This is a genomic window from Limnoglobus roseus, from assembly GCF_008254045.1.
Taxonomy (GTDB): Bacteria; Planctomycetota; Planctomycetia; order Gemmatales; family Gemmataceae; genus Limnoglobus; species Limnoglobus roseus.
The window spans coordinates 8,751,173-8,767,791 of record NZ_CP042425.1 but is presented as its reverse complement, the minus strand read 5'-3'; the positions used below and the strand labels follow the sequence as shown (position 1 = coordinate 8,767,791).

The following is a 16,619-nucleotide window of genomic DNA, read 5'->3' as shown; positions in this document are numbered from 1 at the left end:
TCCGGTGTGCCATCACGCGGTTGCCTTCGGCTCGGCGCGTGATCGAGGGGTCTATGAGTAAAGTTCGCAAAGCGTGGACGAAGTGGTGCACGATTCTCAAGAATCTCGCGCCTTGTACCGCTCGAACGCCCGGCGGAGGTCGCGGACCTGGCGTCGGAGGGTGCCCCGCGACACGGCCCGCGTCCGGGCCGCCGCCGTAAACGATTCGGACTTCAAGAGTTCGGCGACCGCCCGGAGGTCTCCGGGGAGGCGGACGAGGACGGCGGCCACGTCGAGGGCGCGGTCGACGGCCGGGACCGGGTTGTACGAGTGCCCGCGGTCCGCGTCGCTCACGGCGTGCAGGGATTGCATCCGCCCGGTCCGCTTCGACGCGGCCTGGCGGCGGAGCAGGTCGATGACGGCGCGTTCCACGACCACGGCGACGAGCGCCTCGACCCGGCCCCGCGCCGGGTCAAACGCCCGACGGGCCGTCAGCAGCCGCAGGAACAGTTCCTGGGCGATGTCGTCGGCGTCCCACCCGCGGTGGCGGCGCCGGGCAACGAGGCGGCAGGCCAGGTCGCGGACGAGGCGGCGGGCGATTGCGGATTCGGTCAGCGGGTGTGCGGACACGGGAGCAGACCTCCCGGCCGGTTCGGGGCGAGCGGACCCGGGCGGGTCCGCCACCGCCGCAACGCGGCCGGCGACGAGTCGAGGGCGAAAAGGAAGGGACGATGGGTCAGCTGATGATCTCGGGGATCAGCATTCGGAAGGGCAGGCCGTTTTTAACTTCGATCAGCTCGACGACCCCGTCACCGATCCGGTCGAAGAGTTCGAACAGTTCGACGAGTTGGGCTTTCAGCAGGAAGTGGCCGAGGCCCCGCTCCCGGCGGCACTCGTTGTCGCCGCCGAGTTTGATCTCGCGGACGACCCGCGGCGGCGGGTCGAGGAGGATGGGGTCGCCGCCGGCGACGTGGAGGAAGTGGATGCGGCCGAAGTTGAGCTCCTGGAACAGCTCGACGAGCCGCCCGCGGGCCGGGGACAGGTCGGCCTTCGAAACAAACGTTGCCATGGTGGGACCGGCGTCTTTGACGCGAACGCGAGTCGACGGGTCCCGGCGAGAGGAAGGCTTGGTCGACCGCGTGGTTCGCCGCCCCGAGGGCGGCGGGCTGGTTGGCTCGCCGGGCTGTGCCTTGTGCACCCAAGGCGAGACGTGGCGTGTCGCACCTGCGACATGGCGTGTCGCAAGCCGAAAATATTCACGACGCCGTGGACCAGACGGCCGCCCACGTCGTCCCCGGCGGCGGCCGGTAGGAGATGCTGTTGCCCAGGGTCAGGACCGGCTCTTGCAGGTGGGCGACCAACGGCTTGTCCTCGTCCCCGATCGCCGCCACCGCCCGCCGGATCGCCTTCCCGACCCGGTCTCGGACCCGGTGGACCGGGTCGGCCAGCTTCCGGACCTTCCCGCCGAGCCGTGTCCCCTTCCGCAGGTACGCCTCGATCGCCGCCCGCCGGGCCCGGAGTTCGTCGATCACCTCCAGCCGGTCCGGGCCGTCGGCGGCGTACGTGTCCAGGAGCGTGGCAATGTTCCGGAGGTCGGCCTTCAACTGGTCCCGGGTCCGGCCGTCGAAGGCGTCGTCCGCCCCCGGCCCCTCGGCGAACCCGGCCGCCCGCTCGGCCACCGCGATGAGCGTCCGGACCCGCTGGCGGGTGGCCGCCTGCCGGGCCCGCACGGCCGCGTCCAGGTCCTGGGCCGGGACGAGCGCGTCGGGCGTCCGGAGGAGGTGGTCCAGGTACCAGAACCCGAGGTCGTCCGGGTAGAAGAAGCCGTCCCCGCCGGCGAACCGGACGAACCACCCGCGCCCCCGGCGGGCGATCACGTTCCGCGGCCCGGCCGGCGGCGGGGGCGGGGGCGGCGGGACGGCCTGCGGGTCGACGACCAGCCGTACGAGGCAGCTGGCGTCCAGGGAGCGGTCGCCGATTTGCGGTACGGCCGCCGCCAGCCCTTGCTGCAAGACGGCCCGCACTTCCCCGGCGTGTCGCCGGTACAGGTCGTAAACCTGTGCGGCGACCTCCGCCGGGCGTCCGGGGAGTTCTGCCAAAACCCGGCCGACCTCGCCGTGCCGGCGGAAGAACCCGGCCGGGCCGTCTTGTCGAACCTCCTCCGCCCGGGCCAGGTACCCGGCCAGCGTGTGCCGGGCCTTGCCCTCGCCGCGGGGGCCGGTGAACAGGTCGACCTCGTACCGGCGGCCGGGGTCGTGCCCGGCCTGCCCGGCCGCGAGAACGCCGAACCGCCGGTCGACGCACTGCGAGCACGCGCCGCAGTGCGGGTGGTCGACCGTCCGCCCCCACGTCTCGACGCAACTCGACGAGAATTCGATCAGCGGCCCGCACCCGGCGGCCGCGATCCGGCGGACGACGTCCGCCTTGGTGTCCCACACGAACGGGTTCTCGACGGCGAACGGGCGGCCGGTCAGGAGGCCGAACAGCCGGGCGAACCCGTTCAACACCCGCGGGTGGGTCGTCCGCGTCGCCCGGCCGCCGACGACCTGGGCGGACAGCGGCAGGTTCAGGCCGACGACGCCGTTCTCGTAGAACCAAACGCGGTCGTGGCCGACGAGTCTCGCCACGGCCGCGGCGACCGCGGCGTAGACGAACGACCGGGTCCGCTGGAGTGAACTCCGGCCGAGTTCCTTCTCCTTGTTCAGCCAGACGGGGATGTGGACCGGCCGGCACGCCCGCGCGTGGTCCCCCAGGCCGGCCAGCAGTTGGTGGTGCCGGCCGGACACCTTGGCGTTCGTCCGGTGGTTGACGAGGAGGACTTTGCGGCCGCGGACGACGGCCGCGTCGACCGCCCCGGCGAGCGAGTCCAGGCCGCCGGAGAACAGGGCGACCTCGTCGATCAGCTCGTCGTACGGGGCCCGGTCGAACCGGACCGTCCCTTGGAAGTCCGCGTCCGAGGCGAGCGGCCGGAAGTGGAACTCGTACTCGTCGTCGGATAGGAAGCCGAGGGTCGACGTCAGCAGGTCGGTCACGGCCGCGGACCGCCACACGTCCGGGTTGCGGACCGGGACGTGGTAGCAGAACCGCCGCCGCCACCCCGCGCCCAACTCGCCGTCCGCGGGTAGGCCGGGGCCGCCGCGGGGGACGGCCTGGTCGGCGGCGAACACGTACGCGGCGACCTCCATCAGGTCCCGGTCGACGGACGGGATTGGTTTCAGGAACGCCCGGTGGACCCGCTCGACGTCGAGGAACAGGTTGGCGTCGGTCCCGTCGCGGCGGGCCCCCAACCGGAGCGACACGTGGTCGACCGCCGGCCGGGCGTCCCGGCCGCAGTGGACGAGGGTGGTGTCAGGCATGGGCCGCGGCCTCCGCCTGGCGGGACAGGGCGTCGAGCATCTTCTTGAACCCGTAACTGGCGTAGTCGCTCGCCGCGGCCCGGTCGATCGGCCCGTCGAGGGCGACCCGGGATTTGGAGAACCACTCGGCCGAGTACCGCTCCACGACCCGGGCGATCTCGTGGCAGTGGACGTGCAGGGCCGCCCGGAACGCCGCCTGGTCGGCCAGGGACGCGAACCGGCGGTTCGGGCCGACGTGGTCGGGGAGGGTGCGGTCGAGGACGTACCCGAGGGCCCGCTCGAAGAACCGGGCGTAGAAGTCGCGGGCCAGCTCGCCGACGTGCTTGGGCGTGGCCGCCCGGGCCAGGTGGTGCCGGGTGTCCTCCGCCGACGGGCCGAACAGGTTGTCCATCCGCCCGCCGACGTACGCCGTGAGGGCTTCGGCGATGGCGCACTGGGCCATCTCGCCGAGGTCGGTCCGGCCGCGGTTGCCGGGCGTCCGGGCGTCGACCTGGGCGGTCACGGCCGCGGCCAAGTCGAAGAGGTCGGGGGCGTCGCCGACGCCCAGCCCGAGGTCGCGAAGGGCGTCGCCGAAGTCGTCGGCCCGGGCCGCCCCGGGGATGCGGAGGAGGAGCCAAACGCTCTCGACGACGGCCGGGTCCCGGCCGGCGAAGCCGAGGCCGGCCCGGAGGGCCCGGAGGACGGCGTTGGCCACCTGCTCCGGGCCGGCCCCGAGGTGGATGAGGTGGACGATCTCTCGCCACGGCTTTGACAGGGACAGTGGCGGGGGCTCCTGGTGGCCCATGGCGGAGTACTCGAAGGTCGGAAGTGTGGAAGGTGGAAATGCTAAAAGACGGCCGACCGATGGCACGATGTCGGTAGTGAATTTTTGAACAGATTCCGACCGCGTCACGTTCGGTCGTGGTGGCGGTTCAACGCCCGCCACATCTTCCGCTGCCGCCCCCAGTCGAGCGTGGCCGCGATCGGCTGGAGTTCGCGGAGGAGGATCGGGTCGCGGCCGACCGTCGTCCGCGGCAAGAACAGCACCGCCTCCTGGATGTCCGGGGCGAGGCCCAACAGGTTCATGATCTGCGTCACCCGCGGCCGGCTCACCTGGCCCAGTTCCGCGAGGTCGGCGTACCGGTCGACCACGCCGTCGCGGAGGAGTTCGTCGCACCGGATCGCCAGGGCCATCCACCGCGCGACCCGCGGCACGCGGCCGGCCGGCTGGCCCCGCCGCGGGTCCGGGCCCGGCAGCACCTCCTTCCGCGCTCCTCGGCCCCGCCGGTCCACGTGCACGTCGCACTCCACGGTCAACACGTTTGCCTCGCTCATGCCCGCATCCCCTCGCGTTTGTCGGCCAGTTCCCGGGCGAGCGTCCGCACGCCGGCCGGCCGGAACCGGATCGTCACCTTGCCCCGCCCGCCGTCGTACCCGACCGTTTCCACCAGCAGGTTGACTACCCGCGCCTGCTCCCGCGGGTTCAACGCCTCCCACACCGGGTCGAACACGGACAACGCCGTCGCCGCCTCGTCGTCGGCGATCAGGTTCCGGCCGACGGCCGCGAGTTGGTCGCGGACGGCCCGGCCCCGCCCCTCGACGGCCGCGATCCGCTCCTGCAACTCGGCCAGGCGGCGGATGACCGGCTCGTTCCCGTCGCCGGGCTTGAGCAACCCGGACAGGTGCCGGAGTTCCCCGTGCCAGCCCTTCAGGTCGTTCTCCAGGGCCTTCTGCTCCGTCGCGAGTTCCGCCGTTCGGGCCTCGTCCTGCCGGCGGGCTTGCGCGAGGACCTCGGCCCGCAGCCGCGCGTCCGTGCCGATCGCCCGCACCTGGCGGAGGAGGACCTGCTCGATTTGGTGCGCCGGGACGGACTTGGCCGGGCACGTCTTCCACCCCTTCTTGGCGGCGGACGCGCACGTGTAGTAGCGGTAGCTCTTCGCCCCCTTCGTCGTGCTCGTCGGGGACATGGCGGCGTCGCACGCCGTGCACCGGAGGACGCCGCGGAGGATCGCCCTGGGGCCGCCGGTCCGGGCGTACCCGCCGCCCCGGCCGTTGCCGGCGAGGTGGGCCTGGACCCGCTGCCAGATGGCCGGGTCGACGATCGCCGCGTGCTCGCCGGCGTGGACCTCGTCCTTGTACCGCACCTTGCCCACGTACACCGGGTTGGTGAGCAGGTGGTACAGGCTGGTGCGGGTGAAGGGGCCGCCGCCCCGCCACCCGCCCTTCCGCAACTCCCACCGCTTGTTCCGCCACCCGCGGGCGGCCAACTCCTCGACCACCGGGAGCAATGACCCGCGGTCGAGGTACAGGGCGTAGATGGCGCGGACGCGGTCGGCCTCGGCGTCGTTGACCTTGAGCTTGAACCCTTGGGGATCGACGTCGTACCCGAGGACGGGCCACCCGCCGGCCCACTTCCCCTTCCGCCGGGTGGCCGCGATCTTGTCCCGCGTCCGCTCGCTCACGATCTCCCGCTCGAACTGGGCGAACGACAGGAGCACGTTCAGCACCAACCGGCCCATGCTGGAGGCCGTGTTGAACTGCTGGGTGACGGACACGAACCCGACGCGATACGTCTCGAACGTCCGCATCATCTCGGCGAAGTCGAGGAGGGACCGGGACAGGCGGTCGACCTTGTACACGACGACGCAGTCGACGCGGCCGGCCTGGATGTCGTGGAGGAGGCGGCGGAGGCCGGGGCGGTCGGTGTTGCCGCCGGTGAACCCGCCGTCGTCGTACCGGTCGGCGAGGCACGTCCACCCCTCGCCGGCCTGGCTGCGGACGTACGCCTCGCCGGCCTCCCGCTGGGCGTCGAGGGAGTTGAACTCCTGGTCGAGGCCCTCCTCGCTCGACTTCCGCGTGTAGATCGCGCACCGGACCACCGGCAGGGTGTCGGGGGCGGCCTTGGCTCGCTTGGTCATGCGTCACCGCCCTTCGTGAGTCGGAAGAACAGGTACCCGTTGCAGTGGCTGCCGGTGACGGCCTTGGCGACGGCGGAAAGGGACGGGTAGACGAGGCCGGCGTACTCGAACCCGTGCGTCAGCACCCGGACCTGGAGGGTCTGGCCCTTGTACGCGCGGGTGAGGACGGACCCCGGCGGGGGCAGTCGGCGGTCGGCCGGGAAGGGGAGGGTCTTCACGTCCGGCTCGGCCGGGGCGGCCACCGGCGCGGTCGTCGCTCGCTTCGCCGGGATGGTCGTGCGGAGTTCGGCCCCGGCGGCGAGGTCGGCCGCCCGGGCGCGGGCCCGGTCGGTCAGTCCGCCCTGGGCGTTGGCCTGGACCTTCCAGGCGATGCGCTTCACCAGCCACGCCTTGTTCCGTGCCTGCGTCTCGTCGCCGAACGCCTCGGCGTACCGCCGCTGGAGGTCCTTGACCGTGAGCCGGGGCAGGGCCGCGAGCTGTTGCGCGATCGTGGGACTGGGGTCCATCGGGGAGTCTCCTGGGTCGTGTGGAATGGGGGCTCGTCTCCGGTCCGTTAACCGGTGTGGACAGTGAGCCACGTGTCGGGCGGGACCGCAACGGCAGAATCGCTCGATTCCGGGACTATCTGCGTGGCAGAAGTCTGGCCGGGCGTGAGGGCGGCCTTGTCGCGGAGGCGGATCAGGCCGCGGGCGAGGATGGCGGCGAGTTCGTGGCGGCGGTCGTCGGGCGTGAGGAACGCGGGGTCGAGGTCGGGTCGCACGGGAACCTCCGGGTGAGTGTTCCAGCGACCTCCGCGGCGCGGCCGGCGAGCTGACGGGGCGCGAACGGCCCCCTACCTATCTAACGCGGTGTGCGAGTTTAGCCGGTGACGAGACCGTCGAAGTCGAGCGGCGGTCGCCCGGCGGTGACGTTCAACCAAACGGCGATCGTGTGGCCGAGCACCTTGCGGATCACCCGGTGGCTCAGGTGCCACACGTCCCGCGCCCACGTCCGCTCGATGTGGAAGCGTCCGGCCAGTTGGCCGAACGCCGTCTCGATGATCCACCGGAACCGGCTGATCCGCCGCGACCGCCTCGGGCCCGGATCCTTCGACTTCGTGCGGAACGGGGCGACGAGCTTCACCCCCCGGTCGGCGAGTTCGGCCGCGGCCTTCGGCGACCAGTAGTTGCGGTCGCCCACGACGGCCGACCCGGGCGGCGGGTCGAGCGGATCGACCATGGCCAAGTCGGACACGTTGGCCGGGGCCAGGTCGAAGGCGACGATGGCCCCGGCCGCGGTGGTGCGGGCGTGGAACCGGAACCCCTACATGGTGTTCCGGCGGGCGTGGTCGTACCCGAAGGCCGCCGCCCCGGTGAACCGGCGGCAGGACTTGGCCCGGCCGAAGGCGGCCGCGGGGATGGGCAGGCTGTCCACGATGAACACGCGGTCCCAGGTCGCCAGCCGCTCGGCCAAGTGGGCGTGGAACTGCTTCTTCACGGCGTACAGGTTGGCGGCCTGGCGGGCGAAGCTGGTGCGGTGGACGCGGGCGAGGGCGGGGAACTCGGCCGCGTGGTACCGGCGGAAGTGGGCGAACAGTCCCTTGTCGTGGTCGAGGCCCAGGAACTCGCCGACGACCTCGACGGTGATGACTTCGGGGTCCGTCACGGCCGTCCGTCGCGGCCCGCGGGACCGGAGCGGAGTGCGAACGAGTTGGCGGTACAGGTCATCGACCAGGACGAAGACGTGGAGTAGAAAGTCGTTGAGGGTCACGGCGGGGCCTCCGGCAGCGTGGGAGTGTGGCAACTCCACGATACCGGCCCCGCCGCGACCCCACCAAACTTGCACATCGCGTTATGTACTTCGCAAAGCCCGGACGGAGTGGTGCAAGAAAAACGGAAAAATGTCGACGGGTGTAGCCGAGCGTCGCCGGGAATCCTCCTCACGACGTCGGAAGCGGCGGCTCGTCACTGGCGGCCCACTCCCCGGTCCGTTACCATCATAGTACTCCCGCGGAGGCCGCTCGATGCCCGACGACGCCACTCAGCCGTACCAACCCGATGGTACCCACGCCCTTCGGCCGAGCAGCGACCCCGACCGCACCGGCGACTTCCTCCGGTAGGATTCGGCCCGGCGACCCGTCGGTTAACCGACGTTTGAACGAACGGCGGGCGCTGGAAGTTGCTCAATTGGACCTGACGTCAGGGACCGCGTACTCGGAACCCGAAGCGGCCGACGAGAAGACGCGGCAGGGGAACCGAATCGTCGTCCGGGGCGACCTCGCGGACGACCCCCCGGCAGTGGATCGCCGACACCAAGCGAGCGGGCCGGGACCGACTGTTCAAAGTGGCGTAGGCGAATTGAGGGGCACCCGGACGGGCACCGCGATGCCGTCCAGGGCGGCCGTGATGTCCTTCATCGCCGCGAGTTGATCCTGCACTAGCGATTGCGCACTCTTATGACACCCCGCGACGATCAGGGGAGCCAAGCAGGGGAGAAAACGAGACACGGGGAACTCCAAGCCGGGGGGAAATCATCGGCGATTGTAAACCGCCCCGGTCCCGGTCGCCACGACGGATTGCCGTCGCGTCTCGTGCGGATCAGCAGCGCCCTCCCCTGCCCGACGCCGTTGTATTGGCAGCAAGTTTGCATTCTGTTCATTCACCGCCCGCCCCGATCGGGCCGCGGGCACACCACCACGAGCCATCACCATGAACCGCACCACCGATGCCGTACCCCAGACCGACCGCGAACGACAATCCCGCGTCGAGACCGTCCGCCAGCGGGCCCGGACCCGCCTCGCACTGATGCGACAAGCGGCGACGAACGGGCGAGAAGATCGAAGGCCGGACGAACAGACCGACCCGCTCCGCGACCTGTGGCGGCAGTAGAACGAACCGTGAGCCGATCTCGCCCGCCGCCCGGTGGCACGTCACCTGCTCGTATCCTCGCGGCCACACTTCCTTCACCGCGAGTACCCCCGATGACCCGCCCGACCCGCGTCCTGTGCGTGGACGACAACCAAGACGCCGCCGTCTCGACCGCCGACGTACTCTCACTCTCGGGGTTCGACACCCACGTCTGCCACGACGGGCCGACGGCCCTGGGGGTCGCGCAGCAGTTCCGCCCGGACGTGTGCCTGTTAGACCTGAGTATGCCGGGCATGGACGGCGTCGAACTCGGTCGCCGGTTGAGAGCCGAGTTGCCCGACCTGGTGCGGATCATCGCCGTCACCGCCCTCTGGGACGTGAACAGCACGCTCGCCACCAAGAACGCCGGGTTCGACGCCCACCTCGTCAAACCGGTCGATCCGGAACGCCTGCTCGCCGTCCTCAAGGGCGAAGACGCGACCGGCCCCGCCAGTTCCTGAAGTCCCTCCCGTCTGCGAAACGTCGAGCGTCGGATTCCCGATTCCCCGCCCGTTGACCCGGTCTGATCGGGCGGTTACTCTTGGGCGGAAGTCTGAACGTCTCGCGTGGGGCCGTGGGGCCGCGTGGCTCATCGCAAAGGTCGCTCATGTTCAACATTACGTGTCCGTGCGGGAAGACGATCCCGGTGCGGGCGGGGCAGGCCGGCGGGACCCTCCCGTGCGGGTGCGGGCAAACGGTCCCCATCCCGACCCTCGGTGAGTTGCGGCGATCGGCGGCGGAGGCGGGCCGGGCCACGTCCCCACGACTGATTCAACATGACTGGCGGGCGTGGTGGCGGGGCGTTTTGATCCTCGTCGCCGGGTGTGCCTGTCAATTGGTCGCTTTCCTGCTGCCCAGTGTCATCACTCCGACGACGGGCGTAATCATGGCCGTGGCCGTCCTGCTGCTGGCCGGCTACGTGCTGTCGTTCATCGGGACACTCGGGATCGGATTGGGCAAGGGATTGTCGTTGGGCGTCTGCCTGCTGCTCGTCTTCGTCATCCCGTTCGGCGGGTTGGTCGTGCTTTTCTTCCCCGGTAAGGGTGCAGACGCGACGCCGTGACGGAAGAGTAGTCGCCTAGTCGGTAGTGATGTGGCCACCCCTCGCGGGAAGGTCGTTGACCCGGCGGGAGGGGGCGGGTAGGGTGAGGGGCGGAGTGAGCGGTCGATATTCGGACGGTAGCGGATGACGTTCGGTGGCGGAGGCGAAGTTACAGATGCCCGAGTCCGTGCCCCGACAATATAGCCTCGTCCGCTTTCGGTTCGATCAACTACCGGTCGAGTACCACGACCGGTACCCGTTCACCCCGGACGGCGTGTACGTGTTCTTCGGCGACATCCCGAACATGCCGGGGCATTGCGTGGTTGCCGACCACAAGAGCGGCCGGGTCTATTCCGGCTTCCACACTCAATCGTTCGCGGAGTTGCCCGAAGAAACCTGGCACGCCCATTAGAGCATCTTCAGTCTGATCCTTGTGAGCCGTAGCCGGCGTGCGGGATGTCGTTCTGGCACTCGCCGGCGGGGAACCAGTCGAGGGCCTCGCCGCACAGGTGCTCGGTCCCGGCGATCGTCCGCGGCTTCCGCTTGCGGATCTCCGCCTTGGCCTTGGCGAACACCTGCTCGATCGGGTTCAGGTCCGGGGAGTACGGCGGCAAGTGAGCGGGGGTGGCCCCGGCCCGCTCGATCGCGGCGGCCACGCGGGCCACCTGATGGCTGGGCAGGTTGTCCATCACCACGATGTCCCCCGGCCGCAGGGCCGGGGCCAGGTGCTGCTCGACGTAGGCCCGGAACAACGCCCAGTTCATGGCCCCGTCCACCACCACCGGGGCGAACAGCCCGGCCGCCGGTAACGCGGCCACGAAGGTGATCGTCTTCCAGTGCCCGTGCGGCACCGCCTCGACCACCCGTTGGTCGGTCGGCCCCCACCCGCACCCCGGCGTCATGTTCGACGTCACCCACGTCTCGTCGAGGAAGACCAGGCGGTTCACGTCGAGACCGGCTTCTCGGCCCTGTCGTGGCGACGTGATATCAGAGGTCGTTCTGACCCGCCATTTTATCCCTTCGTTTCGCCCGTCGGATTCCGGCCACAGTCACGGCGTCGTAAACGCCTCGCGTCCGGTCGCGTCGTCGGGTAGTATCACCGCGAGGGGGTGGGCGATGACGGAAGCGGAGTGGCAGACATCTTCAAATCCGAGCCTGCTGCTTCAGTACGTGGCGAAAAGTGCGACTGAACGAAAGCTCCGCCTGGTCGTCCTGGAGTGCCGCGCCCGAGTCCGGGACTTGATGGTGTACCGGCCGTACCGCTCGGCGGTCGTGGTTGCCGAGCGGTACGTCGAAGGGGCGGCCAATGCCACCGAATTGAGTCGGGCGAGTCGGGCCGCCCTGAGTGCGGCGACCCAGATCAAGTTGCTCGGGCCGGTGGGCATGTTCCGCCGCCGTTTGGCGTGGTCCGCCGTCCGCGCCGCTGTGGCGGATGCGTCATCCCTCGGGTGGAAGGTCGGCGAGGCTGTTGATGCCGCCACCAATGCGAAACACGTTCTCCGCCCGCTCCCTGTTGGCCGGGTCCTACGCTGCGTCTTCGGCAACCCGTTCCGCCCCGTGACGTTTTCGCCGCCCTGGCTCAACCCGACGGCCGTCGCCATCGCCACCGTCATCTACGAGGACCGTGCTTTCGACCGCCTGCCGATCCTCGCGGACGCCTTGCAGGACGCCGGGTGCGAGGACGAAGCGATTCTGGGCCACTGCCGGGGCGACGGGGTTCACGTGCGCGGGTGCTGGGTCGTGGACGGCGTGCTGGGCAAGGGGTGAGCCGGCTGGCTGGTGCAGCCGGCTCTTAATCCGAGCCGTCCATCCGCCGACGGGCCTCCCGGGTGCGATCGGCCCAGGCGAGTAAGTTCAGAAGGATCTCGTGGGCGACCGGCTTGACGAGGTGGAACGGGATGTGCGCCCACTGCGAGCGGTTGCGGCTCACGTCCCCGTCGCTCCCGGTGATGGCCACGAGGACCGGGCGGGGCCGGGCGGCGTCGAGTCGCTTGGCCACTTCCCACCCGTCCATTACGGGCATCATCAAGTCGAGCAGGGCCACGTCGGGCGGGGTCGCGGCCGCGAGGGTGAGGGCGTCCGGGCCGTTGTACGCCGTGCGGACGGTGTACCCCTTCAGGGCCAAGAACTGTGCGAGGGAGTCGGCGGCATCGGTGTTATCGTCGACGACGAGGACGGACAGGGGTTCACGATCGGCCAAGGGGGCGGTCTCCCGGAGCAACTGACGGGGGCGAGAAACGGGTTAGCTCGCAAGGGGGCGGGCGGGGGCAATCGAAATCGCGGGACGAAGGCGGGTTGGCGAGGACCTCAAGGGATGCCAGGTGTTGAATGGCGGTATGGTATCGAAATGGGCCGAACGTGCGGGCCGTATTTCCGGTGGTGTGAGGTGAATTCCGAGCCAATCCGACAGTTGTCAGACGAATAGCCGAGCTGAGTGTCGGAATTTCTGTCGCACGCGGACCCAAGAATGGTGTTAAACTTGGCGTAGTCTTACCCGTCACCCGTGCACTCCCGCCCCTGTCTATGCCCGACGCCCTCCCCGCCGCCGCTTCCGACCCGAATGCCGTCCGGCACGACTTGAACAACCTGCTGACCGTGGTGCGCGGGTTCGCGTTGTTGCTGGCCGAGGATCTCCCGACGGGCGACCTCGGCCGGGAGTACGTGGCCGAGATTCTGGGGGCCACCGACCGCATCGCCGCCCTCGTTGACCGCGCCCTCGATCGACGGCCGGAATCCGGCAACGGGGTGACGTGACGGTTCCCCATACTGGGAAATGCCCCGAGCGATACCGCTGAATGCGCATCCTTTTTGAGTACGGATACCATCTGACCACCGGCCCACTCAGCAACGCGGTCGAAGAAAGTCCCTGATGTTCGGAGGTAACGATTATAGTGGACCCCATTTGCGAGACCAAAAACCGACGAATTTAAGCTACTCCTTCGCCGGCTCTTTTGACCGTCCGGCCCGGTACACCTCGGCCGGGGTCTTGTACCCCAGTGACTGGTGCAAGCGGGCCTCGTTGTAGAAGGTGAAGTACGCCTTCAACCCCCGCTCCAACTCGGTCACCGTCTCGTATCCCCGCAGGAACACGTCCTCGTACTTCACCGTCCGCCACAGCCGCTCGACGAACACGTTGTCCAGGCACCGCCCCCGGCCGTCCATGCTCACCCGCGCCCCGGCCGCCTCCACCCGCTCGACCCACGCCCCGGCCGTGAACTGCACCCCTTGATCGGTGTTGAACACCTCCGGGGTGCCGGCCGCCAACGCCTCGTCCAGCATGTCCCGGCAGAACGCCCCGTCGAGCGTGTTCGACAACCGCCAGGCCACCACGTACCGGCTGTACCAGTCGATGGTGGCGGCCAAGTACATGAACCCGCCGGGCAGCGGCAGGTATGTAATGTCGGCACTCCACACCTGCCCGACGCGGTCGATCGGCACGCCGCGGAGGAGGTACGGGTACACCGGGTGGCCCCGCCCGGCCGACAGCTTCGGCTTCGGGTGGATGGCTTCCAGGCCCATGACCCGGAGCAACCGCTGGACCCGCTTGCGGTTCGCCGGGTGGCCGTTGCGGGCCAGCCACCGGGCGATCCGCCGGCTGCCGTAGAACGGGCAGGCCGTGTACTGCTCGTCGATCCGCCGCATGAGGGCCAGGTTGTCGGCCGACTCCTCGGCCGGCCCCCGGTAGTACGTGGCCCGGCCGAGCCCGACCAGTTGGCACTGCCGACGGACGCTCAGGTCGGCGTGCCCGGGGTCGATCAGCGGCCGCAGGTCGTCAACCGAACGTCGCAGCTTTTTTTTTCACCCAGTCGAGCTCGACCTTGAGCCGGCCGATCTGCTCGTACAGCGCGGGTGTCTGGTCGTCGCCGGGGGCGACCGCCTTCGCTCCGGCGGCGAACACGGCCTCGGCCCCGGCCAGGAGTTGCTTCTTCCACCCGTGGATGAGGGTCGGGTGGACGCCGAAGTGGGCGGCCAACTCGTTGACCGTCTTGTCGCCCTTCACCGCGGCCAGAGCGACCTGGGCTTTGAACGCCGCCGTGTGGGTCTTCCGCTTCGCCGTCATCAGGACCACCTCCGAGGGCCGCCAGAGTAGCTTACCTGGCGGTCTCAGTTTCGGGGTCCACTATAGATGCAGCTTTCGGAAGTCGAAGCGATCCTCGGACAAGCGGTCCGAAACGTGGGTTCGCGTCTAGACGTCGATGATGCGGAGCTCTACTCCGTCGATGAGATTCGGAAGCACGTGCAGCAAAAAAACAACCAGGTCAGTGAGCGGCTAGAGGCTTTCATCAACGATTATTGGCAGTGGTTCAACTTTCATCGGCGCATCGAGGCGCAGGGCAAATCGGGCAATCTCGATTGGGACGAGAATGACCAACTCATAAGCCTCATCAAGAACCGAGACACGGCCCGCCAAGAACTTCTCAAGATACTACCAGTCAAAACTTAAGAAAAGGACACCGAGCCGGGCGATGCATCGTTGCTCGGCCAGTCCCTTCCCATCCCTCTAAAATCGCGTTTCTCGGCCCCTGCCGCCGCCCGCACTTTTCACACCCGCCCGGCGGCGAGATCGCGGGCGAGAGGGGCAGGTGTGGCGTCAGGGCCGATGAAGGACGTGTCCCGGCCTCACGATCATCTCCGCCGTCCGCACCACTTCGTTCTGCCCAAACGGCGTACTACGGTCTCCGGTGTGCATCGTCCCGGGCAGGTGATTGTGCAGGTCGGTGACGAGAAGCCCGGTGCCCAGATCGAGGACGGCGTCAGTGTCGGCGACGGGAGCACGGACCGGCCAACCTGGGGCCCGGGGTCGGGAGGTCGAATTGGGATCGCGGACCGCTGTGGGAAAAGTCATTGGGGTTTTGGTAAGCCGCATTGGGCGGCGGTTCCGCGGCGGCGACGGTTGACAGGAGCATTAGTACGGCGAGCGAAGGGTCATGGGCGATTCCGCGGTGGGTGCTCGGGCCCAGGGCGGTGTACGTACATGTGATGAGCGAACCCAACCGTTCGATTCACTCCCGGCTTTTCGGCAACGGGGTTGCCCCTTGGCCCAGAATCCGCTACTCCCGGCGAACTCCGCCAGCCGTCCGCCCGACCTTCGAACGACGTCCCGGAGCGCCATGAGTGACCCCACCCCGATTCCCGACCGGCGACTGGCCGACCAGTTGGTCGCCGTCGCCGAGCAACTCCGCCTGAGGATCATCCGCGACCTCGCGGCCGGGCCGAAAACCGTCGGCCGCGTCGCCGAACTCGTCGGCGTCCCCGTCGCGAGCGTCTCGCACCACTTGCTGCTGATGAAGCGGGTCGGCGTGCTGGCGAACCGGAAGGTCGGCCGGACGGTCGAGTACACCTTCGCGGCCGGCGTCTTCGCGCCGCCCGAGCGCGCGGGCGAGCTGGGCACGCTGAACCTCGGCACGTGGCGGTTGAGCATCGGCCCGGACGAGACGTGACGGCCGACGGGTTGTGCGCCGGCGGCCGAGACCGGCCCGGGTCAGGCGCCGGAACCCGTCACGCTGGCGCCCGGCGGATCGTGCAACATCCCTCCCCCCTTGAGGGGGAGGGAAGGTTTGACCCGTTGCGGAGCGGGTCTCGCGGCGGCGGGCAAAGGGGAAGATGAAGGCGGGGTGAGCACTCGGCCAACGCTGCTCGTAACGGTCTTCGCCCGCGGGTCGTTACCGTTTTACCGTGGAAACTTCCCTGCCGCCCTGTGTGCCGTGCTCGCCGTCGCAACGACCGCCGGGGCGGCGTGGTCGTGGGCCGAGAACAGGACCGCGGCCCGGCAACTCGCCGCGATGGCCGAAAGTGATCACCTCGACGGGCTGCTCGCCGACGCCGCAACCTTTTGGGCGGCAAACGCCTTCCTCGCCTTCGCGGGCGAGTCCCTCGCGTCCAAGTCGGGTCCAGTCGTGAGCAACGTCCTTCGCCGTGGTTTCCGTGCGGGCGGGCAACACATTTTAGCCCGCTAACACCGCGTCGGCGTCGAACCCCGAGCACACTTGTGTGGCGAGGGCCGCCTGAAGATCGGAGGACGCCGCCTCGGTTGGCGGGCTTAATGGGTCGCCCGCCCGCGTCGCCGCCCACCCGGCCCACACGTACCCCGTGACGACATCCACCGGCGGACCAAGGCCGCAGGGCGGCGGCACGGCCTCGAAGGCCCACGTGTACCTTTCCTCCCCTCCCGTCATCACCGGGCCGAGGGCGTACCCGCCGGCCGTGAGAAGGGCGCGGGCGGCCTCGACCGCCTTCCGTGCCATCGGCCCATACCCTTCGTTCCCGAAGGCGAGGACGGACCGCGATCGCGCGACCGGCACCGCCCCGCGTTGGGCGGCGAATAACTCGACTTGGATGGCCGCGGCTAGTTTCCGCAGGTCGGTCGGCGAGAGCACGGGAGTCCTTCGGTTCGGGGCCTGCCCCGGCGACCAAAAATCGCGACGCCGCTTGAAGGGGCCAGAGAGTATCACCGGCCTCC

At 69.5% G+C, this 16,619-nt stretch carries 22 protein-coding genes and 1 pseudogene; 9 read left to right on the top strand and 14 right to left on the bottom strand.

Annotated elements, in window-relative coordinates; all coding sequences use genetic code 11:
* Positions 1-96 precede the first annotated feature (96 nt).
* The 10 genes and pseudogenes from PX52LOC_RS37640 to PX52LOC_RS41435 all read right to left on the bottom strand — a co-directional run bounded on the left by PX52LOC_RS37640 (position 97) and on the right by PX52LOC_RS41435 (position 8,717).
* Positions 97-609 (bottom strand): sigma-70 family RNA polymerase sigma factor, encoded by a 513-nt coding sequence (locus PX52LOC_RS37640; RefSeq protein ID WP_168219455.1) that lies wholly within the window; start codon positions 607-609, stop codon positions 97-99.
* 106 nt (positions 610-715) lie between these two features.
* The gene (locus PX52LOC_RS37635) at positions 716-1,048 is read right to left on the bottom strand and encodes a hypothetical protein (RefSeq protein WP_149114906.1); all 333 of its coding nucleotides are present in this window, start codon (positions 1,046-1,048) and stop codon (positions 716-718) included.
* A gap of 187 nt (positions 1,049-1,235) precedes the next feature.
* The gene (locus PX52LOC_RS37630) at positions 1,236-3,335 is read right to left on the bottom strand and encodes a 7-cyano-7-deazaguanine synthase (protein ID WP_149114905.1); all 2,100 of its coding nucleotides are present in this window, start codon (positions 3,333-3,335) and stop codon (positions 1,236-1,238) included.
* On the bottom strand, positions 3,328-4,119 hold the full coding sequence (locus tag PX52LOC_RS37625; RefSeq protein ID WP_149114904.1) for a hypothetical protein: 792 nt from the start codon (positions 4,117-4,119) through the stop codon (positions 3,328-3,330). Before PX52LOC_RS37625 ends, PX52LOC_RS37630 begins: the two co-directional genes overlap by 8 nt.
* A gap of 104 nt (positions 4,120-4,223) precedes the next feature.
* On the bottom strand, positions 4,224-4,649 hold the full coding sequence (locus tag PX52LOC_RS37620; protein ID WP_149114903.1) for a hypothetical protein: 426 nt from the start codon (positions 4,647-4,649) through the stop codon (positions 4,224-4,226).
* Positions 4,646-6,232 carry a recombinase family protein gene (locus tag PX52LOC_RS37615; protein WP_149114902.1) on the bottom strand — a complete coding sequence of 529 codons (1,587 nt, stop codon included), beginning with the start codon at positions 6,230-6,232 and terminating at the stop codon, positions 4,646-4,648. The genes PX52LOC_RS37620 and PX52LOC_RS37615 overlap by 4 nt, the downstream gene beginning before the upstream one ends.
* On the bottom strand, positions 6,229-6,738 hold the full coding sequence (locus PX52LOC_RS37610) for a DUF2924 domain-containing protein (protein ID WP_149114901.1): 510 nt from the start codon (positions 6,736-6,738) through the stop codon (positions 6,229-6,231). The genes PX52LOC_RS37615 and PX52LOC_RS37610 overlap by 4 nt, the downstream gene beginning before the upstream one ends.
* A gap of 47 nt (positions 6,739-6,785) precedes the next feature.
* Complete coding sequence (locus tag PX52LOC_RS37605; protein WP_149114900.1) at positions 6,786-6,992, bottom strand: hypothetical protein; 207 nt, start codon at positions 6,990-6,992, stop codon at positions 6,786-6,788.
* 98 nt (positions 6,993-7,090) lie between these two features.
* Positions 7,091-7,981, bottom strand: a pseudogene (locus tag PX52LOC_RS44475) (IS982 family transposase).
* Positions 7,982-8,549: 568 nt separating this feature from the next.
* On the bottom strand, positions 8,550-8,717 hold the full coding sequence (locus PX52LOC_RS41435; protein ID WP_168219454.1) for a hypothetical protein: 168 nt from the start codon (positions 8,715-8,717) through the stop codon (positions 8,550-8,552).
* A gap of 202 nt (positions 8,718-8,919) precedes the next feature.
* Between PX52LOC_RS41435 and PX52LOC_RS37590 the strand changes: the two genes are divergently transcribed.
* The 4 genes from PX52LOC_RS37590 to PX52LOC_RS37575 all read left to right on the top strand — a co-directional run bounded on the left by PX52LOC_RS37590 (position 8,920) and on the right by PX52LOC_RS37575 (position 10,571).
* Positions 8,920-9,099 carry a hypothetical protein gene (locus PX52LOC_RS37590; RefSeq protein ID WP_149114897.1) on the top strand — a complete coding sequence of 60 codons (180 nt, stop codon included), beginning with the start codon at positions 8,920-8,922 and terminating at the stop codon, positions 9,097-9,099.
* 92 nt (positions 9,100-9,191) lie between these two features.
* Complete coding sequence (locus PX52LOC_RS37585) at positions 9,192-9,578, top strand: response regulator (protein WP_149114896.1); 387 nt, start codon at positions 9,192-9,194, stop codon at positions 9,576-9,578.
* 146 nt (positions 9,579-9,724) lie between these two features.
* On the top strand, positions 9,725-10,180 hold the full coding sequence (locus PX52LOC_RS37580) for a hypothetical protein (protein WP_149114895.1): 456 nt from the start codon (positions 9,725-9,727) through the stop codon (positions 10,178-10,180).
* Positions 10,181-10,334: 154 nt separating this feature from the next.
* On the top strand, positions 10,335-10,571 hold the full coding sequence (locus tag PX52LOC_RS37575) for a hypothetical protein (protein WP_149114894.1): 237 nt from the start codon (positions 10,335-10,337) through the stop codon (positions 10,569-10,571).
* A 7-nt stretch (positions 10,572-10,578) separates the two neighbouring features.
* Here the strand turns inward: PX52LOC_RS37575 and PX52LOC_RS37570 are convergent, their stop codons facing one another.
* Positions 10,579-11,106: an IS630 family transposase gene (locus tag PX52LOC_RS37570; protein WP_168219453.1), complete on the bottom strand. Its 528-nt coding sequence runs from the start codon at positions 11,104-11,106 to the stop codon at positions 10,579-10,581.
* 169 nt (positions 11,107-11,275) lie between these two features.
* Here PX52LOC_RS37570 and PX52LOC_RS43130 point away from each other — a divergent pair, with 169 nt between their 5' ends.
* Positions 11,276-11,926, top strand: a complete 651-nt coding sequence (locus PX52LOC_RS43130) for a hypothetical protein (RefSeq protein WP_246173584.1) — start codon at positions 11,276-11,278, stop codon at positions 11,924-11,926.
* Positions 11,927-11,951: 25 nt separating this feature from the next.
* On the opposite strand, the gene PX52LOC_RS37560 is transcribed toward PX52LOC_RS43130, so the two are convergent.
* Entirely contained in the window at positions 11,952-12,359 is a 408-nt protein-coding gene (locus PX52LOC_RS37560; RefSeq protein WP_168219452.1) for a response regulator, read from the bottom strand.
* Positions 12,360-12,682: 323 nt separating this feature from the next.
* On the opposite strand from PX52LOC_RS37560, the gene PX52LOC_RS37555 reads away from it, so the two are divergent.
* Entirely contained in the window at positions 12,683-12,913 is a 231-nt protein-coding gene (locus tag PX52LOC_RS37555) for a histidine kinase dimerization/phospho-acceptor domain-containing protein (RefSeq protein ID WP_149114891.1), read from the top strand.
* A gap of 177 nt (positions 12,914-13,090) precedes the next feature.
* Here PX52LOC_RS37555 and PX52LOC_RS37550 read toward each other — a convergent pair.
* A protein-coding gene (locus PX52LOC_RS37550; protein ID WP_390637529.1) for an IS3 family transposase occupies positions 13,091-14,222 on the bottom strand; the annotation gives its coding sequence in 2 pieces (ribosomal slippage) (positions 13,091-13,939 and positions 13,941-14,222; 1,131 coding nt in all).
* Between the two features lie 63 nt (positions 14,223-14,285).
* On the opposite strand from PX52LOC_RS37550, the gene PX52LOC_RS37545 reads away from it, so the two are divergent.
* The 3 genes from PX52LOC_RS37545 (at position 14,286) to PX52LOC_RS37535 (ending at position 16,116) form a co-directional block, all read left to right on the top strand.
* On the top strand, positions 14,286-14,603 hold the full coding sequence (locus PX52LOC_RS37545) for a hypothetical protein (protein ID WP_149114890.1): 318 nt from the start codon (positions 14,286-14,288) through the stop codon (positions 14,601-14,603).
* 667 nt (positions 14,604-15,270) lie between these two features.
* The gene (locus PX52LOC_RS41430; protein ID WP_168219451.1) at positions 15,271-15,600 is read left to right on the top strand and encodes an ArsR/SmtB family transcription factor; all 330 of its coding nucleotides are present in this window, start codon (positions 15,271-15,273) and stop codon (positions 15,598-15,600) included.
* A 174-nt stretch (positions 15,601-15,774) separates the two neighbouring features.
* Complete coding sequence (locus PX52LOC_RS37535) at positions 15,775-16,116, top strand: hypothetical protein (RefSeq protein ID WP_149114888.1); 342 nt, start codon at positions 15,775-15,777, stop codon at positions 16,114-16,116.
* Here PX52LOC_RS37535 and PX52LOC_RS37530 read toward each other — a convergent pair.
* Positions 16,105-16,536, bottom strand: coding sequence for a hypothetical protein (locus PX52LOC_RS37530; protein ID WP_149114887.1), 432 nt, complete (start codon positions 16,534-16,536; stop codon positions 16,105-16,107). The two genes, PX52LOC_RS37535 and PX52LOC_RS37530, sit on opposite strands and share 12 nt — an antisense overlap.
* Positions 16,537-16,619 lie beyond the last annotated feature (83 nt).